The organism is Streptomyces sp. NPDC059534 (genome assembly GCF_042743475.1).
In the GTDB taxonomy this organism is placed as follows: Bacteria; Actinomycetota; Actinomycetes; order Streptomycetales; family Streptomycetaceae; genus Streptomyces.
The window spans coordinates 33428-58805 of sequence record NZ_JBHWAQ010000019.1; the positions used below are offsets into that span (position 1 = coordinate 33428).

Genomic DNA, 25378 nt, shown 5'->3' on the forward strand with positions numbered 1-25378 from the left:
CTCTACACGAGCTGCACCTCGACGTGATCGGGGGTGGGCAGGCCCCCGCCGTCATGCCGGAGTTCCGCGATGACCGTGGTCCGGCGGCCAGAGGGGAGCCGGGCCCTGCTCTTCGCCGGACAGGTGACGTCCAGCCGGGCGTAGAACGTCGCGGAGGACACCACCTCATCGCCGGCCGGGGAGCGGACCATCCGGGTCTTCTCCTCGACAAACGCCCTGAACGTGGTGGCGGGCCCGTACTGGGGGCCGGACGGGCCGACCCCCAGGTAGGGCTCTATCGTCACCTTGTGGCGCAGCCAGATCCCGGGCAGCTTCACGACGTCACCACCCCCAGGACGAAGATGTCCGGCGTCAGGTCCGGGCTCTGGAGCGAGTCCCAGACCTTGTCGGCGATCTGCCGGCCCGGAGCGTCGGAGCTGGACACCGCGGTGACGGAGCGGCTGAGTTTGGCCGAGCCGAGTTCGACGCTGCCCCATCCGGCGCCGGCTGCGCCGGTGGTGTCGCCGATCTCGTCGCCCCACTCGGCCTGAGCGCAGACGGCCTCGGCGAATGCCTCGGCGACGAGGGTGTTGGCGGGCAGCTTGGTGACGCTGTCCACGGTGTAGCGGCAGTAGCGGAAGACCCGCCGGTCGAGCATCCGGGATGCGTCCGCGAGAAGGATCTCGATGTCCTCGGGCGGGGTCCGCCCGGTGTACGCCTCGTACTGGGAGGCGGTCGCGTAGACACGGGCCACGACGACCACCTCCCTCAGGCGCTGGCGCCGATGATGACGATGTCGTACGAGACCGCCGACCCGGCACCGGAGTTGGCGACCTTCAGCAGGTCACCGGTGCCGGCCGTGACCGCGTACGCCGTGGTGTCCGCGGCCCCGGTCGTGAGGCCGATCGAGGCGCCGGGGCGCAGGGTGAGCGTGCTCGTGGCGCCCAGGAGCGTTGCCCAGGCGTTCGAGGACGCCGCCCCGACGACCACGTTGTTCACGTTGGTGTCGGCGGCCCTGATGTACAGGCCCTTGATCCGGGCCCAGGTGATCGCGGCCCCGAAGACGTCCAACAGGACGCCGGCGAGGTCGAGATCCTCGGTGGCGGACGCGTTCAGGCTGCGCCGGTCGGAGAACAGCCTGTCGGCCTTCCCGGCTCCGGTGCCGGACTGCCACGTGGTGGCGGCCCGGACCGCGACGGGCGCGGCCGCCGTGGTCAGGTCCAGGGCGCTGGTCAGGTTCCCGTTGACGGCAACGGAGAGAGACGAGGTGAGTCCCACGGTGCTGCCCTCCTCAGGTGGCCAGGACGAGCGGCACCGCGCGCTTGAACGCGGGCGTCGCGATCGTCGCCGGGGCCGTCGCGGTCAGCGAAGAGCCGGACGTCTGGGAGAGGTTGCCCTCACCAGTCAGCACCGGCTTCGCCCCGACCGTACCGACGAGCGTCGGGACGGTGGACGCGGCGACGGCCAGGGCGGCCCAGTAGACGCCAGACTTCGTGATCCGCTGTGCCGTGGCCAGAGCGAAGGTCTTCGCGGTGTCCGCTGCCCACGCCTCGCTGGTCTTGTCCGCGGACTGCGCCATGAGTGCGCCCGTGGGGCTGTAGAGCGCGGCGAACTGGTTCGTGAGCGACGCGCCGGCCGTGCCCGCCGAGACGAAGGTCAGGTTGCTGATGAGGTCGCCCTCGTGGAGGTAGAGCGCGACGGAGCACATCACGCCGGTGGCGGCGGCCGGGACCTCGTCGAGGCCGGTCCGGGGCAGGTTCGCCCGGTGGAAGACGGCGTCCGGGTCCGGGCGGCCGGACGTGTTGAGGTGGGCGAGGTCGTTGCGGGGGATCCCGCGGAAGGTTCCCAGGCTCACTGCTGCTCCTCCTGCTTCTGCTCGCCGCGGGCGAGGATCGTCTTGCGGGCCTTGCCGTCGCGCTCGGCGGCGAGGACGCGCTCCGCCTCCGCGACTGCGTCGGAGTCGTTGCTCCCGAGTCCGTCGAGGTAGGCGAGGACGTCGGCCACGTCGTGGTCGGCGGGGTCGAAGATTTCGGTCTCCGGCTCTTCCTCAAGGACGGGCTCGTCGGCCTCGTCGGTCTCCGCCGTCAGGATGTAGCCCTGGCGGCGGAAGTACTCGATGGCGGCGCGCCCCTCCTTGGTGGAGTCGTCGACCCGGCCGGCGCCCTTGTGGAAGTGGACGCCGACGGACTCGCCGGTGAAGTCGCCGCGGGGGGACTCGACGGTGTACGCGTTCATGCTGTTCACCGCACCTTCACGTTGCGCAGGACGCCGCAGGACTTCGTGTTGCGCAGGACCGCGGCGACCGGTCCCATCTCGACCTCGCCCGTCTTCACAGCGCCGGGCGCGTTGAAGTCGGGCATGTAGGTCTCGACGAGCGGTGCGCCGGCCATCGCGGCGCCGTGGAAGGCGTCCAGGCCGAGGGAGACGGCGTAGACGTCGGTGAGGCCGGTGATGACGCCGCCAGCACCTCCACCGTCGACGTCGGCGGAGCGGATCGGGATGATCGGGGCGGAGCCGTCGGACCGGTCGCCCAGGTCAACGAGGACCCACTTGCCGTACCGCATGATCAGGTTGCCGAAGGAGTCCTTCTCGGACGTGTACTGGTTCGCACGCCGCGCGAGGGACTGGATCCGGGCGATGCTCTTGGTGTTGCCGAGCAGCGCCTGCACGCCAGCCGGCACGGATCCGTCGGCGCCGGTGTCACCGGAGCCGACCTGCGAACCCATGATCCGAGACAGCCAGTCGTCGAACGGGTCGAAGGCGGACATCGCGATGTCTTCGGTGGTCACCGTGGCGGGCGACCAGTCGAGGTAGCCGGTCGCGTACCCCTCGTTGATCGGGAGGTACTCCGTGGACTGACCGGTGAGGGCCTTGTCGAGGCCGTCGAATCCGGCGTCGTCCACGGCGGTGTCGCCGAGGATCAGCTCCTGCTGGAAGCGGGTCCGCATCGAGGTCAGCTTCTGCGCGAGTTGGAAGCTGATCTCGTTCGAGGCGGCCGGGCCGAGGCGGGCCAGCTTGCGGTCGACGTTGAAAGCACCACCGAGCGGGTGGAGTTCGACGGTCTTGCGCTCGCGCGTGGCCTGGTTCGGCGTGTACTCCTCGTTGAACCGGCGGAAGCTGGCCGAGGAAGCGGCGAGGAGCCGGGTGTAGCCGTAGGTGAGGGACCCGCCGCCCGTGCCCGGGGTGACGGTGTCGTCCCACACCATGTTGTTGAACAGCCAGCTGTTACGCCGGAGGTTGTCGATGACGGCGAAGTCGATGTCGGCCTGGGTGTTGAGCTGCGCCTGAGCGAGCGTCACGGGCATGGCGATCCTCCTGGATCAGGTCTGGTAGTGGTTCTGGATGGCACCGGCCAGCGAGCCGTTGCGCTGCTTCGCACGGCTCTCGCCGGTGCCCCCGGACAGGTCGCCGCCGGAGCGGGTCGCTTGCTGCGCGGCGAAGGCCGGGTTGCTCTTCACCGCAGCCTTGATGGCTTCGTCGAGGGACTGCGTGAAGCCCTTCGCGGCCGGGTCGAGCTCGGCGAGGGCCTTCACGAAGCCCCGGGAGTCGAGGAGCGCCCCGGCCTTAGCGCCGGCCTTCTCGGCCCGCGCCCACACAGCGAGTTCGACGTCCTTGGAGCGGATCTCCGCCTCGCGTGCGGTCAGCGCGGAGTCCTTCTCCGCGATCGCAGCGGCGAGCTTCTCCGGGTCCGGCGCCTCGTCGGCCTTCACGAGGCCGAGCGCCTTGCCGATCTCCTGCGCGAGCGCGGTGCGCGCCTCCTCAGCGGCCTGCGCCTTGGCGGTGGTCCGGTTCTTCGCGGCTTCCTTGCGGGCGTCGGCGAGTTCCTTCTCCAGCCGCTTGACGGCCGTCGTGTGGTCCTCGCCGCCCGTCGCCCCGGACTGCTGTCCGGAGCGCTGTCCGTCGTCGGACCCGGCTCCGTCAGTCTGTCCGGACTGCTGTCCGCCCTGGTCAGCGGCCTGTCCGCCGGACTGGTCCGCGTCGGATCCGGAACCGGATCCGTCGCCTTCCGCGCCGTCCGCGTAGAGGAACGGGTCGAAAGGGCCGGTGGCGTAGGGGTGGGCCCAGCCGCCGCCGTCGAGGCGAAGCCGGTGGCGGGCGAGGGTGCGCTTCGGCATGGTCGTGCCCTCCTGGGGCGCGTAGGGGTGGCCGGCGCCTGGCCGACCTGAAGGGGAGGTGGTGCGGGTGGCCCGCGCCGGGCGGGCCGTGGTGCTCCCGTCCGCACCAGGCGGAGGGAAGTCGAACGGACGCGCTCATCGCGCGCTGAGAGTTGCTTCGCCCTACGGTCGCGTCATGACCGAGACGAGCATGGGGGACCTGGAAGACCGCATTCGGCGGGCTCGGGAGTGGGCACGCGAGCAGTCCGAGTTCGCGATCAACGAGTTCAGGGGGGGAGGGCGAGGACGCTTGGGTCCAGGAGCTCTCTGCGATGGTTCGGGGCGCCGCACTCAAGGCCATCGCTGAAACGCTTGATCGAGTTCTCGACCCGGAGGAAGCCGAAGAGCCCAGCTAGTGGGCCTGCCCGATCTGTTCCCGAGCGGGCTTCCTGCGGAGGTGAGGGTGCGCAGCCACGTTCTCGCGCGCCTTCGCCTGCCACTTCCGTACGTACACCCCAGCGCGACGCCGGTCAGCCTCGGTCGTCGCCGCGACCTGCCGTCGCTTCCACGATCGAATATTCCGCTCGATCTCCCGCTGCCGTTGGGTGTCCTTGTACGTCGTCCCGGGCGTCGGGTGGTGCGGTGGCCGGGTGGTCACGCCGGGCAGGTAGGCGGACAACGCGTGCCGGCAGTTCGGATGGAACAGGCCCGCAGCCCTCGCCTCGACGAGGCTGCCAGCCACGTGCACGGCCACCGTCTCCGGCGGCCGGAACGCGGCGCGCAGCCCGGTCGGCTGGATCGCAGCCGCGACCCGCACGGTCCGCGGCCCGGAACCCGGCCCCAGGGAGAGGACTTCGCCCTCCCACGGCGCGCACATCTCGCACTCCAGCGGTGCATCCGACACGATCACCAAGCCCACACCGAGCTCTTCGAGGGCATCCACGTGCCCTTCGATCGCGGCGCGCGCGGAGACTGAGCGGACGGCCATCTCGGCGTAGGCCGCGAGCTCCCACGACCGGCCCGCAGAGTCGGTGAAGCCGGTGACGCCGCGCTGCGCAAACTGGTCGAGCGCGTGCTGCGTGGCCTGGCGCCGTGTAAGGCCGCCGAGGAGAACGGACGCCGAGGCGCGGCTGGTCACCGACCGGTAGACATCCAGGATCGCGCGGGTGATCCGTACGTACAGCGGGCGCGTGTCACGCGCGTACGACGCCGCAAGCCGGTCCACGGCCGCCGCGCCGGGCAGGACGCGGCGAGCCTGGGCCTCCCGCCCAGTGTCGAGCGCGCCCAGCTCCGCGACAGCAGCCTGCCGGCCCCGCCCGTACGCATCCGCGAGGGCCTGGCCGACAGCGCCATCCGCGTCCTGCTGAAGGGCGACGGTGACCTCCTCGACGGCCTGGCGGAGGTCGCCGATGCTGCGGAGCTTGATCTCCGCCCACAGAGGGCTGTCGATGCCGTCCATCAGGGCCGTGCGGAGCTTTTCCAGCAGGGCGAGCTCGGCGTCCGCGTACAGCTTGGCGATCGCGGCGGCGAGGTCTTCGGCCATGGCGGGGGAGACGGGCATGCGGCCGCTCCCCTCATTCGGCGCCGGTGAGTACGGGGTCTGCTGTGTCTTGGCCGGTCTCGCGACGGAGTCGTGCGACTTCGGCCTTCAGGTGGTCCACGGACGCTCCAGGGTTGACGAGCGCAACGCGGGCTTCGAGGGATGCCGCCTCGCCGCGGCGCAGCAGTTCGGCTGTCTCGGCGAGGACCTTGGGGTCTTCCTGGATGGAGTCGGCGAACTTGACCTTCGGCCGCTCGATCTCGACGGCCGGAAGGCTGGGGAAGAGAGGCGAGTTCTCCAGGATGAGGATGATCTCGGCGAGGTCCGCGATGCCGACGGCCTCCAGCTCCGATTTCCGGGCGCGGGTGGCCATGCTGCGGGCGGTGCGTGCCTTGACCTCGGTCGCGGTCATCATCGACCCGCCGGTGTCGTCGCCGAAGGTGCCGCCCGAGTAGCCCGCGTTTCGGATGACGCGGCCCACGAGGTCGTCGATCGTGGCCCGGTGCTCGGCGTGCCGGATCTCGAACTGGTTCAGCGTGATCTCGGCATTCTGGGTCGGCGGAATGTTCATCGGGGCGTACACCTCGCGGTCCTGCCACGACACGCCTTCGCCGACCCCGTTGGACTGGAGGTAGCCGGCGGGGACGATGATGCGGCTCTTCGCAAGGCGGACGTCCCGCATCCACGAGGTGTACGTCTCGTCGATGGCGCTGAGGAAGGTCTCCGCGCCCTGGTAGTCGGAGACGCCGAGGCCGGCTGCGCCCGGGACGTCGTGCCAGTCCGGGGCGGTCATGCTGTTCGGGATGTAGACGCAGGCGAGGCGGCCCTTCAGCTGCGGCAGTTCGATGACGGCCTGGAGTCCCTGGGTCTCGGGGAAGGCTGCGAGGTCGACGGGGCTGCCGAGGGTGTCCTCCGTGCCTTCGTAGACGCCGTGCAGGATCACGTTCGGCTCGTGGCGCTCTAGATGCCGGACGACCTTCTGTCCGTCGACCGCGATGACCTTCCAGAACGTCACGGCCTTCAGGCGGTCGCCGAAGAAGCTGGGCGCGGCGCCGTCGGCGCGGACGACGGTGGCCCACGGGCGCGGGCTCAGCGTCAGGTCCCACATGACACGGAGGTATCCGCCACCGAGGGCCGCGGTCATCTCGGCCTGGGCGATCAGCGTGCGGAGCAGCCCGCCGTTCATGAGCTCTTCGAGGCGCTCCATGGTCCCGGTGTCCTCGGTGACCAGGGTCGGTGGCTCGGAGAACAGCAGGTCGGCGCTGGTGCGTGCGAGGTCGCGGGCAAGCGGCATGTGGAGGTTCGCGCGCTTCTCGCCGACGGCGGTCGGCTCGCCCCAGAACCAGCGGGCAAGGGTGCCGACGATGCCGCCGCGGTACTGGCTCGGCCTGTTCTCCGGCTGGCCGTACTGGCGGCCGGTGCGGCGCCGGTTGCGGTAGCGGTAGGTGAGCCGGTCGGGGCTGGCGGCGTACCAGGCGGACCAGTCGTCGAGGTCGGAGGCGATGACGGGGCTGATCGGCGGCCAGGCGGCGCCCTTCTCAGGCAGGGACATCGGGCACCTCCTCTACGGGCTGTCCGGGCGGTGGGGTCCAGCCGAGCGCGACCAGCGTGGCGGCCGTGTCGTCGGGGATGTGGATCGCAGTCTCGGCCAGCGTGCTGATGTCGTGGACGGCCAGCTCCAGCCGCAGCACTGGTCGTTCGCCGAGGCTGGCGTCCAGCGAGAGGGCGCGGACCCCGCGGAGTGGTACGCCGTCGACCTGGATCTGGCCGTCGCCGATGGCGTTCAGCTCGATGCGGGCGTTGCGGATCACGCGGCCACCTCCAGGTTCCGGCGGGTCAGGGGGCGCCACTCGTGGGCAGTGGAGTGCAGCGCGTATCGCAGGGCGTCGGCGGAGTGATCATTGATCTTTACCGGCTTGTCCTCGCCGCGCTCCGCTGCTCGCTCGTCCCAGGCGTACGACGGCAGCTCGCCCAGCACGCCGGCGCACGAGCGGTGGATCCGCAGTAGCCCAGAGGACAGCGCCACGGACACCGAGCGGATGCCGTCGAGGACGTCGTTTACAGCGGGGGTGACACCTGCGACTTGGTCGGTCCACAGCTGGGTCATGAAGCTGGCCGCGGACGGGTCGACGAACACCCACTGCGGCTGCACACCCTGGCCGGCCTCGCCCGGCGGACGGACGTTGGCGAGCCAGTCACGGACGGCTGTGGAGTACTGGGCGTCCGTGAGCTGGCGGCCGGCGGTCCGGGAGTCGTGCCGGTACTCGCTCGCGACGTACAGGTGGTCGTCGTCGCCGTGGCCGATGAGGACGGCGGAGAACGCGTTGACGGTGCCGTAGTCGATGCCGACGGCGGTCCAGCGGCGCATCCGCGGCATGAGGTCGACGACGTGGCGCTTTGCGTCGAAGGAGTCGTACACGGCGCCGGAAGCGAGGCACCATTCGCCGAGGATGAATCGCCGGTACCACAGGCCGGTGTACTGGGCCTTGAGGAGGGCGACGACGGACGGCGCCATGGACGGGTTGTCGTCGATGGTGAAGTGCCAGTTCGTCAGACCGACCTCGGTGCCACGCTGGATGAAGTCCCGGTGCAGCCAGTGGAATGGGCCGTCGGGGTTGGTCGTGGCGAGCAGGCGGGACTGGTCGCCGACGCGGAGCCGGGACAGCAGCATCATCCAGAACGAGTGCGGGACGAGGGTCGCCTCGTCGACGTACGCGAGCGCGATCGTGGCGCCCCGGATCCGGCCTTCCGCTCGCGCGTCGGAGGCGCCGACGAGGTGGACGGTGCGGCCCAGGATCACGGCGGTGCTGGAGCCGGGGGTGTGATGGACGTGCGCGGCGATCGGCCCGAACAGTGCCGTGGACTGGAGCGGGTCGATGAGGTTGCGCTCGATCGTCTGGAGGGTGCGGCCCACGATGACGACCAGGCCGGAGTCGGGGGCGACCGTGAGCCGGATGAGGAACGCGATCAGAGACGCGATCGTCTTCCCGGAGGACACGGCGCCGGACCACAGGGCCAGCGGCGCGCCCTGTGACTCGACGATGCTGGCCACCTGCTTGCGGGACAGAGGGAGAGCGAGGTCACTGAGCATCACCATCCCCCTCGTCGTCGGGCTGTTCGGTAAGCGCCTGGTGGACAGTGGTGAGCCCAGCGGCAAGGTTCCCGAGCAGCGACACGGCCTCGGCCACGCCTTGGTCGTCGCGGGGCGGGACGAGGCGCAGGGACTGGGCTGCGGCGGCGGTCGCGGCGGCCATCAGGGCCCGCTTGTCGGCGGGCGGGGGCTCGGGCACGGGTTCTTCGGTGTACTCGTTGTCCTTCCCGCCGATGTTGAAGACGACTGCTGGTTCCCACATCTGTTCGGTGAGGCGCAGGGCGTCGTCGGTCAGAGCCTCGGCGAGGATCGCGCGCTTCTCGGCGAGCTGTGCCATGCGGTGGCGGGTGGCCTTCTCGGTGCCCTCGGTGGTGAATTCGAGGCCGAGTCGGTCGGCGATGATGCTGATGGTGCGGCCGCTACGGACCAACTGGCGGGCGATCGCGTTCCGGCCGAGTCCCTGCGCATGCAGGTCACGTACCTGCTGTTCGTCTTCCTCGGTGACCGGTCGAACGCTCTTCTTGATCCCCACGATTCACCTCCGGGCGCGCGGGGTGGACGGATAGCATCCGGTCCACGACAGAAGGGGTGCGGATGGGCAAGTACAACGTCAGGCCGGACATCGACGCCGCGGCCGAGAACGCGGGGCCGGCACTCGGGTCGAAGCGCGAGATCGAGCACCTGCCGTCGGTGCTGTGGGAGGGCGAGACGGTCGACATGCTCGCCACGGGCCTCTACGGCGGCGGCAACGGCCTGGTGGTGCTCACCGACCGGCGGCTGATCTTCTTCAAGCACGGGATGATGTCGCAGAAGTTGGAGGATTTTCCCTTCAGTCGCATCTCGTCGGTCGAGTGGAGCGGCGGCATGCTGATGGGCACGCTCACGGTGTACGCATCGGGGAACCGGGCGGACATCAAGAGCGTGGCGAAGGCGCAGGGTGCGGCGCTGTCGGGTCAGTTGCGGATGCGGCTGTCGGCACCGAGCACTCCGGCTCCTGCGGCGGCCGGTCCGGTTTTGACGGGGGCGGCGGATGTGGCTGCCCGCCTGTCGACTCTGGACCAGCTCCGTGTCGCGGGCGCGATCACGGACGAGGAGTACCGCTCGCGGCGTGAGGCGATCCTGAATTCGATCTGAGGATGCGTGAGGGCCCCGGCCGGGTGAGTTGGCCGGGGCCCTTTCGCGTGCGCGGCCGTTGGGGCGGGCGCAGCGGGAGTTCGTTTGCGGGTCCGGTTCCAGATTCTGGGCATGCCGGACTGCCGCCCATGATGCGACACAGGTAGCCGATTGTGCAACTAGGTGCACAATCCGAGTCAGGACACGTTGCCGCGCACACTCTCACCGCTGAAGCCGACTCGGTACGTGACGTACTTCGGGATGAACGCACCCTTCCCAGTGATGACCCCGGTGGCCTTCTCGCCGGGCTCCAACTTCAACAGGTCTATCTGGTTGTCGTCCTCGCCCAGTTCCGCTGCGTGCTTTGTACCGCTGGTGTCCGTGATGCTGAACCACAGAGGGTTCGTGCTGATCGTCTCGGTGCCAGTGTTCGTGATGGTCACCTCAACGCTGGTGTACTTGCCGCCGTCGTGCAGGACGGACGGCTTGAAGGCAACAGGCTTCGCCGTGACCTTCACCGGGGCGTCGGCGGCCGGTTCTTCCTGCGGAGCCTCGCTCGTCGGGGCCGCGGCGCTCCCCTTCGGCGTCGGCGCGGCCGTGGCAGGGCGCTTCGAGTCGCTGCCGGCGTTCCCCTTCGTGTCGTCCCCTGTGACGGCGACGATAACGACGAGGAGTAGGAAGAGGCCGAAGATGCTGCCGAGGACGATGGCGACGATGGCGCCGGCGCCCATGCCCTTCTTCGGCGGCGGGGGTCCGTACGGGCCGGGGTGGCCGTAGGGGCCGGGCTGGCCGGGCGGCGGGCCCCAACCGGGCTGCGGGGGCTGCGGGTGGCCGTAATTCGGCGGCTGGGGCATGGGCGGGCTCCGGTGTGGTCCTGATGCGGTGATCAGGTGAACCTACCGTGACGGTTGCGCCCGGGCGAGGGGAACTGGTGACCTGCATCCCCGAGGCAGCCTGTCAGAAGTGACCGCTATGTTCCCAGCCATGAACATCAACTGGGGGGACGCCCCGACATGGGTGGCCGGCGCCTTCGCGGCAGCAGCCGCCTACTACACGCGCGGCATGCTGAAGAGTCAGAGGCAGCAGATCGACGAGCAGCGGCAGTTCATTGAGGAGCAGTCGGCGAACCTCGCGCTGGAACGCGCTGAGCTGCGGGCCCAAGCGGAGGACCGGCGAATAGCCCAGGCATGAGCGGTCTGGTCGGGCAGGCTCCGCGGCGTGTTCGTGGTGGAGAACAGAAGCGATGCGGTTTTGAGGGATGTCACGGCTCTTCTCGGTGATGAGCCCGCGACAGAGGCGTACGAGATGGTGGAGGCCGGGATCGGCGACATCGTCGAGTTCACTGGCGACTACGGGGGCCAGGTCGCTGCCATCGGACCGGGTCGTCGTTTCGCTTTCCGTGCGGGGACGGAGTGGGGCCCGACTGCCGAGGATGAGGTTGTGGTGTTCCGGGATGAGGCTGGGGTGCGTTGGCGGCTCAGCACGACGGGAGTGCTGGAGGAGGCGCCGGAGAACTCATCGTGATGTAGGTCGGCATGCGGAAGGCCCCGCTTACCCGGTCGCTGTTCCGGGGGCGGGGCTTGAAGTCCACGGCTGAAGCTTTACGCCTCTCCGGCCGGCCGCCGGCCAAGGATCATCGCAATGCCGGTGGCAGCGCTGTCGCTACTCCTCCGGGCTCGGCCATGCAGCCAGACGGCATGGGCTGCGGTCGCATGCTCTTCCAAGACACGTCGATCCCTTGGCCGAGTCGGACTTCGACCTCGCAACGGGCCTGGAAGAGGTGGTAGTGACAGAGGCGAACGTCTGCGAGGGCGTCAACTGCCCGGTGGGGGCACGGTTTGCCGTCGTCTACGTAGCCACATCGAGCGACGACTTGGCCTTTCTCGTCCTTGAAGATCATGCTTCGAGCAACGAGACAGGGCTGGGGTCGGTGATCGGCCGCGTGGGTGGTTCAGCGCTCCTCGCCGTCTGCGAGGCCATCCCACGGCTCCTCGTCGGCCGGCTGAACGGTGGCGGCCTGCTCTTCGGCGGCCCAGCGGGCTTCGTCCTGGGCGTCGAGCCGGTACTCGTCTGCGCGATCCATCTCGTACAGCTCATCGGCGCCGAGGACGTCAGCATTGGTCATGTCGTCGTACTCGCTCACAGGTTTCTCCTTAGGGGGTCTTGGTGACTGCGTGGTGGAGGCGCTCGGCCGGATTCGTGACGGTGTGGCCCCACGGCCACCGGCGCACCCGCGCGTTGTTGTTGTCGCTCTGACCTGCGGCAACAACACCCTCAGGGGCGTCGGAAGTGGGGGAGGGGAGCGGCGGAAAGTCCTCGGCCTTCACCCCGGTCGAGGAGCCGCGACCCTTCATCCGGCACGGGCCGATCGGGATCCCTGCCGCCGTGAGGGCCTCCCGTACGTGTCCGGGGGAGCGGCCCATGTGGTCGGCGAGGACGGCGAGATGAGCGTGAGGGGCGCCCACCTCGTGAAGCGCGGCGGCCAGGGCGGCGGCGTCGGGGAGCGGCTCGCCAGAGGGCTCCGCCGGCTCCTCGGCCGGGGCTGCGCCGGGCATCGGCAGCCGCAGGCCGAGGACGATCGCGGCGACGAGCCACCCGCCCGCTGCGAGACCGGCGATCTGCGTCGTCCAGGGCAGGCCCTTCACGAAGCCAGCCGCGAGCAGCACGCCGAGCAACCGAAGGGCGATGCCGCGGCGCAGCCACTCCCCCACGCGGCCGGCCAGGGCGCTGGAGCCGGTCCATACGGCGATCCACACGCGCATCTCAGCCTGCCCACGAGGCGAGGAAGGAGGCGAGGACATCGCTGGGCAGGGACCAGATCGTGCCGGACCCTGTGGCCGGGAACACGAACCCGGCGATCGCGCCGAGGGCGGCACCGAACACGGGGGTCACGGACGCGAACAGGAAGATGACGAGGAGCAGCAGGGCGACGGCGCCGAGGCCGACATCCCCGAACGGCCCGCCCGTGCCCTGGCCGACACCGAGGCCGGTCAGGCCCTGGCCCACGACCTGCTCGGGCCGGGCCCAGGTGCTGCCGGCGGCGGAGGCCGCGGTGGCGGCGACGAACGCGGTGTACGCGGCCGGGCTACCGGCCAACTTCACGCGACCGTTGCCGCGGACACCGAGGACGAGAGCAACGACGACGGCAAGCGCGATGCCGCCGGTGCCGAGGTGGCCGAGGGCTCCGCTGGCGGCGAGGGTGGTCACTGGATGGCTCCGGGGGTGTGGAAGGCGAGCGCGATGAGGATGGTGGCGGAGGGAATGTGGGCGGCCCAGTCGGCGCCGTCGTGGACTTCGGGGCTGGCGTCTCGGGGGACGAGCCGGAGGGCGAGTGTGCCGATGCGCCAGGCTCCGGCCCAGAGGAACAGGCCGCAGCCGATCGCTCCGGGGCCGGCGTCGGTGAGGAGGGATTGGGTGAGGGGTCCGAGGCCGGTGAGGTAGTAGCCGGCGAGGCCGGCGGTGCCGCGGCGGAGGACCCACCAGCGGATGCGGGCTTTGCGGGGGCTGGGCTGCTGGGCCGGGGTGGTGGGGCGGATGGTGACGTGGACGCCCGGGTGCTGCTCGACCTCAGGCTCGGGGGCGGGGGTGCGGCGGACGGTCAGCCACCGCCGCTGCTCCCCCGCCGGCTGGTCGTCGGCGGGGTGCTGCTCGTCGGGGCCGTACAGGTCGTCCCACCAGTCTCGGCCGGTCACGCCGTCCTCCGGAGCTCGCGGAGGGTCCTCCGGATGGACTCCTCCTTGGCGTTGGCGTCAGCGACCTTGCGGACGTAGCGGATGACGGCCTCCGGATTGTCGATCCCGCAGGAGAGGGCGGTCCGGATGGCTGCCGTCATGGTCATAGGCCCAGAGGGGGGGAGTGCCGGAGTGGTCTCCGGGGGTTCCTCCTGGCTCTCCGGAGGTTCCGGAGTCGGCTCCGGAGTGGTCCGGAGCGCGGCCTCTTCGGCGGCGACGGCGCCTTCCGCGCGGGCCAGCTCGCGGCGGATCGGCACCATGGCGCGCCGGACGCCAGCCTCGGCGCGCTGCGCGTCCACCCACTGCTGGGTACGGGAGTCGAGCGGAGTGGCGTAGTGCCGCAGGACCAGCGTCCACAGCAGCTTCGCCAGCCCGGACACCGTGGCGCCGACAAGGCCGGCCATGAGCTGGCCGGTGGCGTCGCCCTCGACGACGACAGCGACCATGGCGATCAGGAGCGCGCCCCACCCCGCTCGGCGAGGCAGGGTGGCACGGTCGGGGTCGAAGCGGGCGAGCCACTCCAGGGCCATGCAGGCGATCCAGGCGAGGTCGAAGACCGCGGCAGCGGCGTAGGCGGCGGCCGAGTTGGTGGCCCGGTCGAAGAGGGCGCCGATGCTGGACGTCGTCCAGACGATCGAGGCGGCGGCGATGCCTCCGGCGACGGCGGTAACGCCGCTGCGCACGATCTGGTCCCAGTCCCGGGGAGGCAGGGGGACGTGAATGTCGTACGGGTCCTTCACGAGGACGGTCTTGCCGTCGATGGTGTGGGGGACGAGGCGGTGGCGGCGGTCGGTGCGGGTGCGCATCAGGTGTCCTGCGGGTGGTCGAGGGCGGTGACGAGGGTGCGGAGCGCGTGTTCCAGGTCGACGGCGGCGTGGAACATGGCGGTCCGGCTGTGGATGTTCGCGTCCTGGTGCCGGGTGAGGGCGCGGCGGGCGATGTGGAGAGCGACCTCCAGCGGGATGGCGCCCGGCGGGACTTCAGTGCCCGGGGTGTGGAGCGGGACGGGCGCGGGGGGCGGAAAGACCGCGGCCGCGCGGCGGCGAGGCCAGGGCAGTCGCATGTTCATCGACCCCTCCTCTGCTGCTTGTCGGCGGTGAACCGAATGCTGCTGGCCTTGCGCGTGGCGTACTGGGCAAGGCACTCGTCTGCGGTGATGGGGGCGTCGACGATCGTCGTGTGTCGGGCCTGCCGGTCCGGCTCGGGCTCGGGCTCGTACGTGGGCGTGTCCATCAGGCCGTGACCCCCTCGACGAGGAGGCGCAGCCGGGCGGCGTAGGTGTCGCGGGTGTCGGTGCGGCGGACCTCGGGGAGGGCGCGGCGCAGGTCCCACATCACCCCGTTGGCGACGGCGCTGTCGGCGTGCTCCAGGGCGTACAGACGCGCGGCCATCTTGGCGGCCTCGCCCGTCATGGGCTCGTCGGGCTGCTCGGTGGTGAGGCGGTCGGCGATCCAGGTGAGGCCGGCGCGGGTACGCAGCTCGCGCATGGAGGGCGCGGGGGTGTGGTCAGCCACGGCGCGCTCCCCGGGTGGTGTAGTCGGCGATCACCGGGAGGGCGAAGCCGTCGACCTCGGTGGCGGGGTCCCAGTCGGTGGTGATCTGGGCGGTGGCGAGGCCGGGGAGCTGGGTGGTGAGGGTGGTCTCGATGACGGTGTAGGTGGTGCCGTCGGAGACGGTGCGGGTTGCCTGGGCGAGGGTGAGGGTGCCGCCGACGCGGGCGTAGACGTCCTGGAGGGTGTGGATGTCCCAGATGGTGACGCGGGTGGGGGTCTCGTCGTGCTGGAGGGTGAGGGTGCCGCGGAGGCCGAGGGCGCGGCGGACGCGGGTGGTGAGGAGGATGCGGGCGGTCGGGTGGCTGGTGGGCACGCTGGCGGCGCGGATACGCTCGGGCACGGCCTTCTCCTGTCGTTAGCAGGGGTGGGCTGGCCCCGGCCGGGCTCTCACACACCGACCGGGGCCGTTCTGCGTACGAGACCGGGAGCGGCCTCGCACCACCAAGCTAGACCCTAGGGTCTAGCTCATGCAAGACCCTAGGGTCTATCGTGGTGCGCAGCCGCACTCCCACAGAGGAAGGGACGGCGGGTGGCGGACCAACCGGAGGAGGTGCAGCGGTTCGTGGAAGCGATCCAGGCACTGGAGGCCATCGAGGACGACGCCGAGGCGGCGCGTGCCGCGACGGCGGTGCTGGAGGCGTGGCCGGACTACCACGCGAAGATCCGGGAGCTGCGGCAGCGGCGCGTCCAGGCCCTGAAGGAGAACGGGTTGACGTGGCAGCAGATCGCCGATCAGGCGCTCGGCGGCGTGCACGCGACGCGGGCGCAGCAGATCGCGGCGGGGAAGCGCGGTACGAAGCGGCCGACGAAGGCTGAGGCGGAGGAGTAGCGGACGCCCCCATGGCCCCCGCCCGGATCCGTCCGGCGGGGGCCTTCGTCTTGGGGCAGCGGGCTCGATCAGCGCAGGCCGAACTGTCCTGCCAGGTTGGTAATCCGCTTGGCCAGTTGCTCGGCCTCGGCCGTACACGGTGCCGGCCCCGTGACGTGCTCGATCAACATCAGGATGTTCTCGGCTTTGAGTGTTAGCGGCAGCATGTCGAGCGCCCTGTACAGGTCATCCCGGGAGAGCCGGGTCTCCAGCGGGTGCAAGGCGTCGGCGTAGCTGCTGGCGAGACAGTGGTGAGCTGTCTCGCCGCCGAGGAGCGTCTCGTACGGCTCTTCGAGTTTGCGGCTGATGAATGGCGCTGCCGAAGGGGCGCGATGGGGCACTACTCCTCCAAGGAGATATACGGCCCCGCGCCTTGCATCGAGCGTACGACACAGGATGCCCTTTGTCTGACGTGCCGTCCCCCGTCCGGATCCGTGCTGTCGCCTGTCCGGACGCAGGTGAGCGCCCGCCTGTCGGGGGATGGAGAGGCGGACGCTCGACGGTCATTCCGCTGCCCGGACCCGTCCGGATGCGGTCCGGACCGTCCGGATCCAGGGTTGGTCCATGGAAGAGGAGCAGCCGCACGTAGTCGTCAACCCGCCGGGCCCGGAGTCGTGGCCGCCGATCGAGTGGCGCGGCGGAGGGCCTGAGGTTTGGGCTTCCGCAGAGGGCTAAGGGCTAGCCCACAGTCGAGGCGTCTGGAGCCGGGGGCGCCGGGGTTGCCGCGGCAAGACTTCGGCCGGCAGTAGCGACCAGGTGCTCGATGGCTTCCTTGATGGCTTGAGCGTTGAAGGCGACGCCGAGGTTGAGTTCCTGGGCGACCTTGACGTGCGTTGCGGCGGCCGTCTCAGTGACGGGTAGCTCCGCGAAGCGCATCATGGTCTCGGCGACGATTCCGACCAGCACGATCCTGCTGCCGATGTTGAGTGCATTCGGGCCGGACTGGTAGGTCCCCTGGTTGAACAAGAAGACAGGGCTGCCGCTACTGCCTCCGAAGACTGAACCGTCGATCAAGAAGACCGGCCGGCCGCTGTAGTCGAGCTCAATGGGTGTCGCAGTGATCCCGCGACGCGCGATGGGCGTGAAATGACGGTCGTCACGGTAGCCGTTCGGATAGCCGACGAACGTGACTTCTTCGATTGCGTCGACGAACAGCGACGGCGTTTCGGTGGCGAGGAGCGACAACGGAATCGCCTGGATGAACAGTTGGTCCGCGATCGGCATGAACGTGGTTGCGAGAGGCATGACCGCGATATCGACGGCGGGGTCCGGGTGCCCGACGTAGGCACCCGGACCTGCGGGTAGGTCTACAGCCACGCCATGGCCGAGGTTGGGTACCTCCTCACCAGGCTTCCTGGGGATGAAGTGCCCGACGAGCCGCTGGGCTCCGTCCACCACGTGCTTGTTGGTCACCAGCATGGGGCACTGGGAGCCATCCTCCAGGGTGGCGGTCATGATGAAGCCGGTGCCGAAGCCGTTACCCTGCGCGCCATAGTGATCTATTCGGACGGTGGCGAAGAACAGCATCTTCGCGATGGTGTCGATGTTCACGGTCGCAGCATGCCACCGCGAAACAACGCGAACAGACGCATTCGGCAAACGAGATCAGGCCGCTGACGCGCGCCCCCGCGCCGCCGCCCGCTGCGCCCGGCGCGCCGCTGCCCGGTACGCCCGCCACTCCGCCTCCGCCCGCGCCTTCGCCGCCACGTCGAGCGCCCGCTGAAGGGCGGCCAGCTGTACCGGCGTCGACCACACCCGCGCCCGCTCGTCGACCACGAACGGGACCGGCGCGTCACAGTCGACGAGGCCGGTCGAGCACGTGATGCTCACCAGCGTTGCGGCCTCCGTGTGCACCATCAGCACGCCCCCGCACCACGGGCACGGCTTTCCCGGCAGCGGCGCCGACGCCCGCCCGGTCCCGAGGACCCGGTCGAGGCGCGCCGCGGCCTCGCGGGCGTAGCTGGCGATCCGGGCCGTCTCCGTCGCCGGGGTGTCGGGGGTGAGCCGGCCGAGGAGCCAGCGGGCCGCGGTCGGGACGGTCTTGCGGGTGGGGTCCTGGCCGTACCAGTCGGAGGGGTCGACGGCGTCGAGGTTGGCGAGGTTGGTGGCGAGTGTGACGAGCGCGATCTCGATGGCGCGGCAGGCGTCGGCGACGTGGAGGCGGACGGGGACGGGGCGGTCGCCGAGCTGGGCGGGGTCGCGGTCCTCGCGGATGGGGTGGGTGTGGCCTTCGCCGACGTGCTCGCAGTGGGCGCAGGCGTAGTACAGCTGGCCGGAGGGGTGGCGGGTGGTCCGGAGCTCCTGCGGGTGGTGCAGCGTGTGGGCGATCGCTTCGGCGAGGGTGCGGTAGCCGGCGGTGGCGGCGGCGTCCTGCTCGTCGAGGGCGCGGAGGTACTCGATGCCGGGGCGGGCGGGGGGCCAGGTGGCGGGGCCGTGGGTGTCGAGGAGTTCGCGGAGGTGGTCCCAGTTGTTGATGACGTGCTGGAGGTCCTGCGTGGCGGTGCGGTTCATGAGTGCGCTCCGTGGTGCGGGTGGGGGCGGTACGGTGGTCGCACTGTGTGGGGCGTGCCTGGCCTGGGGAGGTCTGTGGGCACGCCCTTCGCGCTGAACGGGTCAGCCCCAGTAAGAGCAGAGGAGCCAGCGGGCGGACTCCTGTGTGGGGCTGAGGCCGAGGACGTCCAAGGCGGCGCGGAGCCGGGTGTCCCAGTCCAGCTGCACGGCGAGGTCCTGGGCGGGGTCGATCTCCTCGACGTCGCCGCGGTGGACGGTGATGACCTTGGCGGCGATCACGTACATCGGGTAGTCGCCGGAGCAATGGGTGTCGAACTCGACGCCGACGCGGGTCTGGGCGGCGCGCTTGCGGTCCCAGTAGCCCTCGACGCCGCTCGTCCACTCCTCGGTGAAGCCGCCGAGCTCGGCCAAGAGCTTCGTCTCGGCTGCTTCCTGGAAACCTTCGCTGTCCTCGTCCTCCGGGTCGTACCAGTCGAGGGCGGGCAAGCCGTCGAATTCGCTGAGGCCGTGGAGGTCCCAGCCGCCGTCTCCACTACCGAGGTGGTAGCCGTACATGAGCATGGCGTTGGTGGACTGGCCCATGATCAGTGCTCCTTTGTGGTGGCGCAGTTGGTCGGCATCGGGCATTCATGGGGCTGCTCGGGCGTCCAGCGCCCCCACTGCCGGCAGCCGTCGCAGTGGGACCAGCCCTCTAGGACGATGTCCGCGTAGCGGTAGGGGGTGCCGTCGGCGTAGGTCGGGCGTGAGCTGCCGAGGAAGGCGTCCAGATCGGCAAGGATCTGAGCGGCCCGCTCACTCGGGCGCAGGCTGCCGACTGTTGCGCTGCGCCAGTGGTCCCGCACGACGCGCGCGAGGATGACGATGCAGGCAGCTTCGTCGCGGTCGCGCTCGACCTCCTGGATGGTGCCCTCGGCGGCCTTCAGCTGCGCGATGCCCTTGTTCCGGGCCTGCGCGAGGCCGTGCCGGTCGCGGTCGAGTCGCTCGTTTTCGTCCTGCTGCGCCCGGATCGCTCCGGCGAGGACGCGGGCTTCGATGGGGCTGAGGGGCTCGGGGTGGCCGGCGGCGATCCGGTTGAGGCGGCGGGTGAGCGCAGCGAGGAGTTGTGCGCGGTCGTTCCGGCGCTGGACGGCGCGGGTGCGGGCGGTCACCTCGCTCGCTCCTTATACGTCTCGGCGCTGACCGTCGGGGCCATCACGCACCGGGACGGCACGCCGACCAGCCAGCCAGTGCCCGGCAGGTCGCAGGCCGCTGCCGCCGGGTGCCGGTCGACGTACACGAAGTCCTGCTGCACGTCTGCCATGTGCGGCTCGCAGACCAGGGAGAAGTCCGCAGCCCCGGGGGTGAAGTGCCATGCCACGTGCCACCCAGCGGGGGCACCGCAGGCGGGCGCGTTGGGGCTGGGGACGTAGGCGCATCGGACGGTGCCGAGGCGGGGCACGGGCGTGAGCGTCGGGAAGGGGCTGCTCACGTTGTCCTCCTGGTGGGTGCGAGGGCGCAGGGCCGGCGGTAGGTGTGGGACTCGCCGCACTGGGCGGGGCATTCGGCGTGCCAGCCGCGGCGGGTGTGGGAGGCGACGATCCGGGCGCGGTCGCGGACGGTCAGGCGTACGGGCAGCCCGGCACGGATCTGGGCGCGCTGCCGTCGGCTGCCGTAGGTGCAGCCTCCCCAGGCGCAGACCCAGCTGGGGAGGGCGCCGGCGCGGTGGGCCCAGTGGCGCCAGCGCTGGCGGCGGGAGCGGTGTCGGGCGGCGGGGTGGCCGAGGAGGACGGCTGTGCCGAGGACTGCGAGTGCGACCAGGATGGCGGCGGCAAGGTGGGCCATCAGGGCCTCCTTCGGGGGTGCTTGAGGATGTGGGCGGCACGGCAGGCCGCGATGGTGGTGAGCAGGGAGGCGGCGAGGTACCACGCCCACCAGCTCACGACTCGGCTCCCGGGCTGCTGTCGGCGGGGCCGAGGTCGATCACGTGGTCGCCTTCGACGCAGTGCGAGGACACGCAGCGGCCGACGGACATGGCGTCGAGGGCGGCGTTAACGGCGCGCCAGATCATGGCGTTGCGCTCGACGGGGTAGGGCGGCAGGTGGTTGCCGAGGCTGCGGATGTAGGCGTAGACGGCGTCGTAGGCGGGCTGTCGCGGGTTGGTGGCCTGTGCTTCGGCCGGCTGCCCGACAGCGGGCTGCTCCGCCTCGTACTTCCGCTTGGCGGCGGCCACGATCACGGCCATGTGGCGCTGGTCATCGGCGGTCCAGTCGCCGGTGCCGCGAACGAGTACGGGGGTGCCGTCCACGTCGACGGGGCGGCAGGTTTCCTGCTGCTCGGCAACTGGCACGTCCCCCGGGGCGGCGAGGTCCTTGCGAAGGACAGCCGCACGCTCGGCGTCGAGCTCCAGCCAGTACGGCGCGTGGTCGGGGGCGGGCCCGGAGAGGCAGACGATCACGGTGTCGTCGTCGCCGTGGAGGACGTCGCCGAGGCCCCAGCGGAGCGGGGTGGGGTCGTCGTTGGTGGTCGGGTCGGGCTGCTCAGCGGCTGGCACCGCGGCGAGCTTGGCCTCGGCGGCGAGCGCCCGGCCGTGCATCTCGTTGTAGACGGACCACAGCACGGGGCGCTCACCGGCTTCGACGTACCGTCCTACTTCCTCCATCAGCTCGTTGTTGACCTGATCGGCGTGGCGAAGGCTGGCCGTGTGCTTGTCGTGCAGCCGCGCGATCTCGGCTTCCAGCTCGGCCACGCGCTGCGCGGTGTCGGCCTGTCCGGTGGTCTGGCGGGCGGCGGGGGTGACGAATGCCTGGCAGTTGCACCGGAGGCGCGCGGAGGTTACCTGGCAGCGTCGGCCGGGCGTGTGCCAGTTGTACGGGTGCTGGCAGGTCGCGCACGGCGTGTTCAGGGGGACGGTGACGGGCTTGGCGGCCGAGGCGGGGGCCTGGCGGGCGGCGTCCCGGATCCCGGACACCACCTCTTCCACGCGGGACTGGGGTACGACGACGTCCTCGGGCTGGGTCCAGATGGAGATGCCGGTGGAGCTGGTGGCGACGGTGAGGCGGGCGCCGGTGTCGTCGCGGTACTCGAAGGACATGCGGGGCTCCTGATCAGACGAAACGGATACGGCCGTGGGCCCACTTCACGCAGTAGGCGTGGCGGCCTACGACGAGAGCGAGGCCGATGGTGACGGCGGAGAACTGGTTGCCGTACCGGTTGCGGGTCAGGTGGAAGCCGGGGTCGGCGACGGCGTAGCGGTACACGGTGGGCCAGTGGAGTTCGGCGTAGTGGACGATCTCTCGGCCGTCGGGCTCGGTGAAGTTCTGGCCGATGGGTTCGGGCATGGTGGCTCCTGTTGGTGGGGGCTGTCGCGGAGGACGGCCCGGCGGCGAAGGTCAGGCGGAGGGGCGGAGCTGGAGCGGCGGGGTAGTGGGCTTCTGGTGAGCCCCGGTGCACGCCTCGCCGAGCCATCCGCGATGCATCGGCAGCTGTCCGGTCTTCTTGGGCACGAAGAGGTACGGCATCGAGGTGCCCATGACGCACTTCTCGCCGGCGGGGCAGAGGACTCGGCCGACGGCCCACTCCTCGGTGGTGTATCCGGCCTCCAGCTCGGCGCGGGCGGCCGCGACGCGGTCGGCGGTACGGGGATCGATCACGGGTCTGCTCCTTGGGGTGGGATGCTGTGGGTGGCCCCGCTCGATTCCCGCGAGCGGGGCCGTCTTGCGTGCGGGGTCAGGCGAGCGCTTCGTCCCAAGCGCCGGCGTGGTCGTGCTCGTCCTCGGGCCGGTCCGTCGGGCATCCGGGGCAGTAGTCCCGGCCTTCGACGTCCGTCCATCCGTCCCGGGCGTTGGCCTGGTGGTGACGCTCGGCCTGGTCGGCGGAGCGCTGGAGGTGCGCGGTGAGCGCGTAGGACGGGCAGTCCGCGCAGTCGCAGATGGTCTGGGTACTGGCGGCACGGATGCTGCGCACGGGGTCTCCTTCGTAGTGGGCGGGTCAGGTGGTGGCGGTCTGCTGCGCCTTGAACGCCTTGGTGCGGGCCTGGTGGACGTCGCTGCGGCGCGGCCGGGTGCCGCCGTGGCTGGTGCAGAGCACGTGGGGCGCGGACCCGCAGGCCGGGCAGGCGACGGCGAGCGCGGGCAGGGGCGGGGCCGGGGTCTCGGCGAGGTCGGGCATCGGGAGCTCCTTGGGTTCGACGAGGGCGAGCTGGCCGGCAGCCTCGACGGCGGCCCGGCGGGTCGCGGCGGCGGTCTGCCGGTGGTGTTCGCGGTCGTAGTGCAGGTGGCAGCCCTGGCACATGGCGCGCAGGTTCGCCGGGTCGCAGTTCTCGGGCGTGTGGTCGAGGTGCGCGACAGTGAGGACGACGCGCGAGCCGGTGCCGTACGCCGCGCCCCCGTTCTCGTTCGGGCAACGGCCGGGGTGAGTGCCGCGCCCGCACTCCCCGTGGCACTCGCAACGGCCGGCGGCGCGCTCTGTGCGGATGCTGAGGCTGATCTCCGGCCAGTCCGCCGGGTAGCGGCCGCGGTTCTCGGGTCGAATCGGCATCAGCCGCCAGCCTTCCGGCACTCGGGGAACTCGCGGCCGAGGTGGTACCGCGGCACAGTGCACTCGGGCTGACCGGGCGCCGGAAAGGGGCCGTGCCACGTGTGACCGTTCGGGTCGACGGGGATCGGCTCGCCGCAGTGCGCGCAGATCATCGGGTGCGGCCGAGTGTCGATGTCCCGGACCCACGCGGCAGCCACGGCGCCGACCTGGACCAGCTCGGCGCGCAGCCGGACAAGGTCGTCCTCGGCGAGGGCCTCGTACACCTCCTCCAGGAGGATCAGCGACCAGCGCGGGCCAGCGAGGGACTCGGCAGCGTTCTCGGTGTCCTCGCGAGCCTGATCGGCCATGCCCACGTAGTACTCGGCGCCGGTGCCGTCAGGGTGCTTCTGATCACCCCACTTCACGAGCTGCGCCGCACGCTCGATGTCGACGGCCACGACGAACTGACGGAGGCTGGGGGTCTGGAGGAAGACGGGGGCGGTCATGCTGCTCCTTCGGGGTGTCCGGATCGGATCCGGATCGGTGGGCGGACGGTCCGGGCGAGTCCGGGGCTGCTCCTGTGCGCGCGGCCCGGAGGAACCGGGTGTCCGCGCCGCGTGGTCGGGTCGTCTTCTGGGTGTCGTGGGTGTGCTGCGCTGGGTGTTCAGGCGGCGTCGTGTTGGAGGCAGGTGGTGTATCCGCGGTCGAGGCGGTAGCCGTGGAGGGGCTCGTGGCAGACGGTGCAGAGGGGGGTGTCGGGGGTGTCTGTTCTGGACGTTCCCTCCCCGTCCCCCCTCCTAGAGGGGGGTGACGGGGGAACGGGGGGCGTTCCAGGCGTTCCCTCCGCGTTACCGGGGAACGTTTGACCTGGTGCTTTACCGTCCCTTTGCCCGTTCCCGGGAACGTTCCCGGGGAACGTCTCCTGGAACGCCTCGGGGGAACGTTCCGGGGGAACGTCTGCGGCACGGTTCTGGCGGGCCTTGACGATGCGGGCTACCTTCTCGGATCCGGCCGCGATCTGAAGTTCGGCGAGTTTGCCCTTCACGGTGCGGTTGCCCGCCGTGAGGGGGACGCCGGCGCGGTCGAGGCGGGCGATGATCTCCTCGTCGGAGCCGGGTACCGGCGCCGCGTCGGAGGTCTCCCACTCCATGACGATGTGGCGGGTTCCGCCGTGGGCCCAGCCGTCGCCGTCGCGGCGGGCCTGGCGGACGAGGTTGAAGACGTCGGGTCCGATGCCGGTACGGGTGTGGGTGCGCTTGAGGGAGAGGGCGCCGCCGCCGAGGGCGGAGAGCTCCCAGACGTGGTCGACGTCCTGGGTCTTGGCGGAGGATCCGCGGGCACCGCGCTCGGAGTCCTTGCCGCGGTGGTCGAGGCGGACGGAGCTGATGCGGTCGCGCTTGAGGGGGAGCAGAGTGTGGCGGTAGAGGTTCAGCCAGGTGTCGGCGTCGTTCTCGCCGCCGGAGATGAAACGGGACACGGTGTCGATGACAACGAGTTCGGCCTGGGTGGCCTTCACCATGGACATGAGGTCGACGCCCCCACCAGCGGTGTCGAGGGGACGGACGGGCGGGAAGCTGGCGTAGCGCAGCTCGCCCATGTTGCGGGGGCCGGCCCCGAAGCTGAGGAGCCTCTCCTGGACCTGCTCCTGGCCGTTCTCTGCGTCGAGGTAGAGGACGCGGATCGGGTCCTGGGGCTTGTCGCCGAGGAAGCTCTGCCCGGAGGCCATGCGCCACATCCACTCCTGCGTGAACAGGGACTTACCGGCCTTGCCGTCGCCGACGACGGTGATCTGCTGCCCCGGGCCCATGAGACGGCCGGGGAGGAGTTGGATGCTGCCGAAGTCGGTGGCGAAGAAGGTGCCCCAGTCGAGGAGCGTGGAGACGAGGTGGGAAGGGCCGTGGCCAGTGGCCTCGCGCAGCTGTTCGGCCTGCTGGAAGTCGGCGACAAGGCTGCTGAGTTCGTCGCCCGACTTGCCGTTCTGTACAGCGATCTTGAGATTGTTCGCGTGCACATCGAAGCGGCGTTCACGGGCCTTGTTAGCGACCTGCTGGGCGAAGTGGGGGGCTGTGGAGCCGGGGAGGTACTCGGAGCCGAGGCGGTAGATGAGCTGACCACCCTCGACCTCGTGGAGGCACCTGGCGCGTTCGATCTCGGTACGTACGAGCGCCGGGTGGGGCGGGGTGCCGGCGGCGACGAGTCCAGCGACGGTGTCCCAGATGAGGCGGTGGGCGGGCTTGTAGAAGTCCTCGCGGTCGAGGATTGCGGCACAGGCTTGGTAGGCGCCCGTGTCGTGCATGACGGCGCTGATGACGAGGGCCTCGGCCTCGGCGTCGTGGGGCGCGCGCGTGTTGAGGCCGTCGTGGTCCGCCTGCTGGTGCGGGAAGGGGCGGACGTTCGCCACGGG

Annotated in this window: 40 protein-coding genes; 4 read left to right on the top strand and 36 right to left on the bottom strand. The window is 70.7% G+C overall.

The features are described from left to right. Positions 1–2: 2 nt before the first annotated feature. From ACFVZH_RS22405 to ACFVZH_RS22460, 12 genes are all read right to left on the bottom strand, one after another. Positions 3–317 (bottom strand): hypothetical protein, encoded by a 315-nt coding sequence (locus tag ACFVZH_RS22405; RefSeq protein ID WP_384899519.1) that lies wholly within the window; start codon positions 315–317, stop codon positions 3–5. Further along, a complete protein-coding gene (locus tag ACFVZH_RS22410) occupies positions 314–733 on the bottom strand; it encodes a hypothetical protein (RefSeq protein WP_384899521.1) in 420 nt (139 codons plus the stop codon). Before ACFVZH_RS22410 ends, ACFVZH_RS22405 begins: the two co-directional genes overlap by 4 nt. A 14-nt stretch (positions 734–747) precedes the next feature. Continuing rightward, a complete protein-coding gene (locus tag ACFVZH_RS22415) occupies positions 748–1257 on the bottom strand; it encodes a hypothetical protein (protein WP_384899523.1) in 510 nt (169 codons plus the stop codon). Positions 1258–1270: 13 nt separating this feature from the next. Further along, a complete protein-coding gene (locus ACFVZH_RS22420; RefSeq protein ID WP_384899525.1) occupies positions 1271–1834 on the bottom strand; it encodes a hypothetical protein in 564 nt (187 codons plus the stop codon). Then, positions 1831–2214: a hypothetical protein gene (locus ACFVZH_RS22425; RefSeq protein WP_384899526.1), complete on the bottom strand. Its 384-nt coding sequence runs from the start codon at positions 2212–2214 to the stop codon at positions 1831–1833. The genes ACFVZH_RS22420 and ACFVZH_RS22425 overlap by 4 nt, the downstream gene beginning before the upstream one ends. Positions 2215–2219: 5 nt before the next feature. Further along, positions 2220–3284: a major capsid protein gene (locus ACFVZH_RS22430; RefSeq protein WP_384899527.1), complete on the bottom strand. Its 1065-nt coding sequence runs from the start codon at positions 3282–3284 to the stop codon at positions 2220–2222. 15 nt (positions 3285–3299) lie between these two features. After that, positions 3300–4094: a hypothetical protein gene (locus ACFVZH_RS22435; RefSeq protein WP_384899529.1), complete on the bottom strand. Its 795-nt coding sequence runs from the start codon at positions 4092–4094 to the stop codon at positions 3300–3302. A gap of 391 nt (positions 4095–4485) precedes the next feature. After that, positions 4486–5616 (bottom strand): phage minor capsid protein, encoded by a 1131-nt coding sequence (locus tag ACFVZH_RS22440; protein ID WP_384899531.1) that lies wholly within the window; start codon positions 5614–5616, stop codon positions 4486–4488. Between the two features lie 31 nt (positions 5617–5647). After that, positions 5648–7165 (bottom strand): capsid protein, encoded by a 1518-nt coding sequence (locus ACFVZH_RS22445; protein WP_384899533.1) that lies wholly within the window; start codon positions 7163–7165, stop codon positions 5648–5650. Continuing rightward, positions 7152–7424, bottom strand: coding sequence for a hypothetical protein (locus tag ACFVZH_RS22450; protein ID WP_384899535.1), 273 nt, complete (start codon positions 7422–7424; stop codon positions 7152–7154). The genes ACFVZH_RS22445 and ACFVZH_RS22450 overlap by 14 nt, the downstream gene beginning before the upstream one ends. Continuing rightward, the gene (locus ACFVZH_RS22455; RefSeq protein ID WP_384899537.1) at positions 7421–8704 is read right to left on the bottom strand and encodes a PBSX family phage terminase large subunit; all 1284 of its coding nucleotides are present in this window, start codon (positions 8702–8704) and stop codon (positions 7421–7423) included. The genes ACFVZH_RS22450 and ACFVZH_RS22455 overlap by 4 nt, the downstream gene beginning before the upstream one ends. Then, positions 8694–9236, bottom strand: coding sequence for a hypothetical protein (locus tag ACFVZH_RS22460; protein ID WP_384899539.1), 543 nt, complete (start codon positions 9234–9236; stop codon positions 8694–8696). Before ACFVZH_RS22460 ends, ACFVZH_RS22455 begins: the two co-directional genes overlap by 11 nt. A 62-nt stretch (positions 9237–9298) precedes the next feature. Here ACFVZH_RS22460 and ACFVZH_RS22465 point away from each other — a divergent pair, with 62 nt between their 5' ends. Further along, a complete protein-coding gene (locus tag ACFVZH_RS22465; protein ID WP_384899540.1) occupies positions 9299–9838 on the top strand; it encodes a PH domain-containing protein in 540 nt (179 codons plus the stop codon). A 176-nt stretch (positions 9839–10014) separates the two neighbouring features. On the opposite strand, the gene ACFVZH_RS22470 is transcribed toward ACFVZH_RS22465, so the two are convergent. Further along, positions 10015–10548: a DUF4352 domain-containing protein gene (locus ACFVZH_RS22470; protein WP_384899542.1), complete on the bottom strand. Its 534-nt coding sequence runs from the start codon at positions 10546–10548 to the stop codon at positions 10015–10017. Positions 10549–10801: 253 nt separating this feature from the next. Between ACFVZH_RS22470 and ACFVZH_RS22475 the strand changes: the two genes are divergently transcribed. Next, complete coding sequence (locus ACFVZH_RS22475; protein ID WP_384899544.1) at positions 10802–11008, top strand: hypothetical protein; 207 nt, start codon at positions 10802–10804, stop codon at positions 11006–11008. A gap of 27 nt (positions 11009–11035) precedes the next feature. Beyond that, positions 11036–11341 carry a hypothetical protein gene (locus tag ACFVZH_RS22480; protein ID WP_384899546.1) on the top strand — a complete coding sequence of 102 codons (306 nt, stop codon included), beginning with the start codon at positions 11036–11038 and terminating at the stop codon, positions 11339–11341. Between the two features lie 427 nt (positions 11342–11768). Here ACFVZH_RS22480 and ACFVZH_RS22485 read toward each other — a convergent pair whose 3' ends face one another. The 9 genes from ACFVZH_RS22485 to ACFVZH_RS22525 are packed head-to-tail and all read right to left on the bottom strand — an operon-like array spanning position 11769 to position 15441. Continuing rightward, complete coding sequence (locus tag ACFVZH_RS22485) at positions 11769–11960, bottom strand: hypothetical protein (RefSeq protein WP_384899548.1); 192 nt, start codon at positions 11958–11960, stop codon at positions 11769–11771. Positions 11961–11970: 10 nt separating this feature from the next. Beyond that, complete coding sequence (locus ACFVZH_RS22490; RefSeq protein ID WP_384899550.1) at positions 11971–12579, bottom strand: hypothetical protein; 609 nt, start codon at positions 12577–12579, stop codon at positions 11971–11973. Between the two features lies 1 nt (position 12580). Further along, positions 12581–13024: a hypothetical protein gene (locus tag ACFVZH_RS22495; RefSeq protein WP_384899552.1), complete on the bottom strand. Its 444-nt coding sequence runs from the start codon at positions 13022–13024 to the stop codon at positions 12581–12583. Further along, the gene (locus ACFVZH_RS22500) at positions 13021–13509 is read right to left on the bottom strand and encodes a hypothetical protein (RefSeq protein WP_384899554.1); all 489 of its coding nucleotides are present in this window, start codon (positions 13507–13509) and stop codon (positions 13021–13023) included. Before ACFVZH_RS22500 ends, ACFVZH_RS22495 begins: the two co-directional genes overlap by 4 nt. Continuing rightward, complete coding sequence (locus ACFVZH_RS22505; protein ID WP_384899556.1) at positions 13506–14354, bottom strand: protein transporter Sec31; 849 nt, start codon at positions 14352–14354, stop codon at positions 13506–13508. The genes ACFVZH_RS22500 and ACFVZH_RS22505 overlap by 4 nt, the downstream gene beginning before the upstream one ends. Beyond that, positions 14354–14617 carry a hypothetical protein gene (locus ACFVZH_RS22510; RefSeq protein WP_384899558.1) on the bottom strand — a complete coding sequence of 88 codons (264 nt, stop codon included), beginning with the start codon at positions 14615–14617 and terminating at the stop codon, positions 14354–14356. The genes ACFVZH_RS22505 and ACFVZH_RS22510 overlap by 1 nt, the downstream gene beginning before the upstream one ends. Next, positions 14614–14781: a hypothetical protein gene (locus ACFVZH_RS22515; protein WP_384899560.1), complete on the bottom strand. Its 168-nt coding sequence runs from the start codon at positions 14779–14781 to the stop codon at positions 14614–14616. Before ACFVZH_RS22515 ends, ACFVZH_RS22510 begins: the two co-directional genes overlap by 4 nt. Beyond that, positions 14781–15062, bottom strand: a complete 282-nt coding sequence (locus tag ACFVZH_RS22520; RefSeq protein WP_384899562.1) for a hypothetical protein — start codon at positions 15060–15062, stop codon at positions 14781–14783. Before ACFVZH_RS22520 ends, ACFVZH_RS22515 begins: the two co-directional genes overlap by 1 nt. Further along, positions 15055–15441 (bottom strand): hypothetical protein, encoded by a 387-nt coding sequence (locus tag ACFVZH_RS22525; protein ID WP_384899564.1) that lies wholly within the window; start codon positions 15439–15441, stop codon positions 15055–15057. Before ACFVZH_RS22525 ends, ACFVZH_RS22520 begins: the two co-directional genes overlap by 8 nt. A 189-nt stretch (positions 15442–15630) precedes the next feature. Here ACFVZH_RS22525 and ACFVZH_RS22530 point away from each other — a divergent pair, with 189 nt between their 5' ends. Continuing rightward, on the top strand, positions 15631–15930 hold the full coding sequence (locus ACFVZH_RS22530; RefSeq protein WP_384899565.1) for a hypothetical protein: 300 nt from the start codon (positions 15631–15633) through the stop codon (positions 15928–15930). A gap of 68 nt (positions 15931–15998) precedes the next feature. On the opposite strand, the gene ACFVZH_RS22535 is transcribed toward ACFVZH_RS22530, so the two are convergent. The 14 genes from ACFVZH_RS22535 to ACFVZH_RS22600 all read right to left on the bottom strand — a co-directional run bounded on the left by ACFVZH_RS22535 (position 15999) and on the right by ACFVZH_RS22600 (position 25375). Continuing rightward, entirely contained in the window at positions 15999–16310 is a 312-nt protein-coding gene (locus ACFVZH_RS22535; RefSeq protein WP_384899567.1) for a hypothetical protein, read from the bottom strand. A gap of 337 nt (positions 16311–16647) precedes the next feature. Then, positions 16648–17520 (bottom strand): trypsin-like peptidase domain-containing protein, encoded by an 873-nt coding sequence (locus ACFVZH_RS22540; protein ID WP_384899568.1) that lies wholly within the window; start codon positions 17518–17520, stop codon positions 16648–16650. A 54-nt stretch (positions 17521–17574) separates the two neighbouring features. Beyond that, the gene (locus ACFVZH_RS22545; RefSeq protein ID WP_384899570.1) at positions 17575–18480 is read right to left on the bottom strand and encodes a hypothetical protein; all 906 of its coding nucleotides are present in this window, start codon (positions 18478–18480) and stop codon (positions 17575–17577) included. Positions 18481–18582: 102 nt separating this feature from the next. Beyond that, entirely contained in the window at positions 18583–19062 is a 480-nt protein-coding gene (locus tag ACFVZH_RS22550; RefSeq protein ID WP_384899572.1) for a hypothetical protein, read from the bottom strand. Positions 19063–19064: 2 nt separating this feature from the next. Continuing rightward, positions 19065–19628, bottom strand: coding sequence for a hypothetical protein (locus ACFVZH_RS22555; protein ID WP_384899574.1), 564 nt, complete (start codon positions 19626–19628; stop codon positions 19065–19067). Continuing rightward, a complete protein-coding gene (locus ACFVZH_RS22560; RefSeq protein WP_384899575.1) occupies positions 19625–19948 on the bottom strand; it encodes a hypothetical protein in 324 nt (107 codons plus the stop codon). The genes ACFVZH_RS22555 and ACFVZH_RS22560 overlap by 4 nt, the downstream gene beginning before the upstream one ends. Then, entirely contained in the window at positions 19945–20301 is a 357-nt protein-coding gene (locus ACFVZH_RS22565; RefSeq protein WP_384899577.1) for a hypothetical protein, read from the bottom strand. Before ACFVZH_RS22565 ends, ACFVZH_RS22560 begins: the two co-directional genes overlap by 4 nt. Positions 20302–20395: 94 nt before the next feature. Beyond that, positions 20396–21550, bottom strand: coding sequence for a hypothetical protein (locus ACFVZH_RS22570; protein WP_384899579.1), 1155 nt, complete (start codon positions 21548–21550; stop codon positions 20396–20398). Between the two features lie 13 nt (positions 21551–21563). Beyond that, on the bottom strand, positions 21564–21797 hold the full coding sequence (locus ACFVZH_RS22575; RefSeq protein ID WP_384899581.1) for a hypothetical protein: 234 nt from the start codon (positions 21795–21797) through the stop codon (positions 21564–21566). A 51-nt stretch (positions 21798–21848) separates the two neighbouring features. Next, complete coding sequence (locus ACFVZH_RS22580) at positions 21849–22109, bottom strand: hypothetical protein (RefSeq protein WP_384899583.1); 261 nt, start codon at positions 22107–22109, stop codon at positions 21849–21851. 76 nt (positions 22110–22185) lie between these two features. Beyond that, complete coding sequence (locus ACFVZH_RS22585) at positions 22186–22422, bottom strand: hypothetical protein (RefSeq protein ID WP_384899585.1); 237 nt, start codon at positions 22420–22422, stop codon at positions 22186–22188. A 24-nt stretch (positions 22423–22446) separates the two neighbouring features. After that, positions 22447–22995, bottom strand: a complete 549-nt coding sequence (locus ACFVZH_RS22590; RefSeq protein ID WP_384899587.1) for a hypothetical protein — start codon at positions 22993–22995, stop codon at positions 22447–22449. Further along, entirely contained in the window at positions 22995–23480 is a 486-nt protein-coding gene (locus tag ACFVZH_RS22595; RefSeq protein WP_384899588.1) for a hypothetical protein, read from the bottom strand. The genes ACFVZH_RS22590 and ACFVZH_RS22595 overlap by 1 nt, the downstream gene beginning before the upstream one ends. Positions 23481–23638: 158 nt before the next feature. Next, positions 23639–25375 carry an AAA family ATPase gene (locus ACFVZH_RS22600; protein ID WP_384899590.1) on the bottom strand — a complete coding sequence of 579 codons (1737 nt, stop codon included), beginning with the start codon at positions 25373–25375 and terminating at the stop codon, positions 23639–23641. Positions 25376–25378: the final 3 nt, after the last annotated feature.

Coding starts and splice junctions, on each gene's coding strand:
- ACFVZH_RS22445 (WP_384899533.1), bottom strand. CDS start 7,165: ATGTCCCTGCCTGAGAAGGGCGCCGCCTGGCCGCCGATCAGCCCCGTC.
- ACFVZH_RS22430 (WP_384899527.1), bottom strand. CDS start 3,284: ATGCCCGTGACGCTCGCTCAGGCGCAGCTCAACACCCAGGCCGACATC.
- ACFVZH_RS22440 (WP_384899531.1), bottom strand. CDS start 5,616: ATGGCCGAAGACCTCGCCGCCGCGATCGCCAAGCTGTACGCGGACGCC.
- ACFVZH_RS22425 (WP_384899526.1), bottom strand. CDS start 2,214: ATGAACGCGTACACCGTCGAGTCCCCCCGCGGCGACTTCACCGGCGAG.
- ACFVZH_RS22545 (WP_384899570.1), bottom strand. CDS start 18,480: ATGAACCGCACCGCCACGCAGGACCTCCAGCACGTCATCAACAACTGG.
- ACFVZH_RS22475 (WP_384899544.1), top strand. CDS start 10,802: ATGAACATCAACTGGGGGGACGCCCCGACATGGGTGGCCGGCGCCTTC.
- ACFVZH_RS22590 (WP_384899587.1), bottom strand. CDS start 22,995: ATGCCGATTCGACCCGAGAACCGCGGCCGCTACCCGGCGGACTGGCCG.
- ACFVZH_RS22515 (WP_384899560.1), bottom strand. CDS start 14,781: ATGGACACGCCCACGTACGAGCCCGAGCCCGAGCCGGACCGGCAGGCC.
- ACFVZH_RS22595 (WP_384899588.1), bottom strand. CDS start 23,480: ATGACCGCCCCCGTCTTCCTCCAGACCCCCAGCCTCCGTCAGTTCGTC.
- ACFVZH_RS22565 (WP_384899577.1), bottom strand. CDS start 20,301: ATGGCCCACCTTGCCGCCGCCATCCTGGTCGCACTCGCAGTCCTCGGC.
- ACFVZH_RS22570 (WP_384899579.1), bottom strand. CDS start 21,550: ATGTCCTTCGAGTACCGCGACGACACCGGCGCCCGCCTCACCGTCGCC.
- ACFVZH_RS22465 (WP_384899540.1), top strand. CDS start 9,299: ATGGGCAAGTACAACGTCAGGCCGGACATCGACGCCGCGGCCGAGAAC.
- ACFVZH_RS22435 (WP_384899529.1), bottom strand. CDS start 4,094: ATGCCGAAGCGCACCCTCGCCCGCCACCGGCTTCGCCTCGACGGCGGC.
- ACFVZH_RS22490 (WP_384899550.1), bottom strand. CDS start 12,579: ATGCGCGTGTGGATCGCCGTATGGACCGGCTCCAGCGCCCTGGCCGGC.
- ACFVZH_RS22510 (WP_384899558.1), bottom strand. CDS start 14,617: ATGAACATGCGACTGCCCTGGCCTCGCCGCCGCGCGGCCGCGGTCTTT.
- ACFVZH_RS22550 (WP_384899572.1), bottom strand. CDS start 19,062: ATGGGCCAGTCCACCAACGCCATGCTCATGTACGGCTACCACCTCGGT.
- ACFVZH_RS22505 (WP_384899556.1), bottom strand. CDS start 14,354: ATGCGCACCCGCACCGACCGCCGCCACCGCCTCGTCCCCCACACCATC.
- ACFVZH_RS22470 (WP_384899542.1), bottom strand. CDS start 10,548: ATGGGCGCCGGCGCCATCGTCGCCATCGTCCTCGGCAGCATCTTCGGC.
- ACFVZH_RS22455 (WP_384899537.1), bottom strand. CDS start 8,704: ATGCTCAGTGACCTCGCTCTCCCTCTGTCCCGCAAGCAGGTGGCCAGC.
- ACFVZH_RS22575 (WP_384899581.1), bottom strand. CDS start 21,797: ATGCCCGAACCCATCGGCCAGAACTTCACCGAGCCCGACGGCCGAGAG.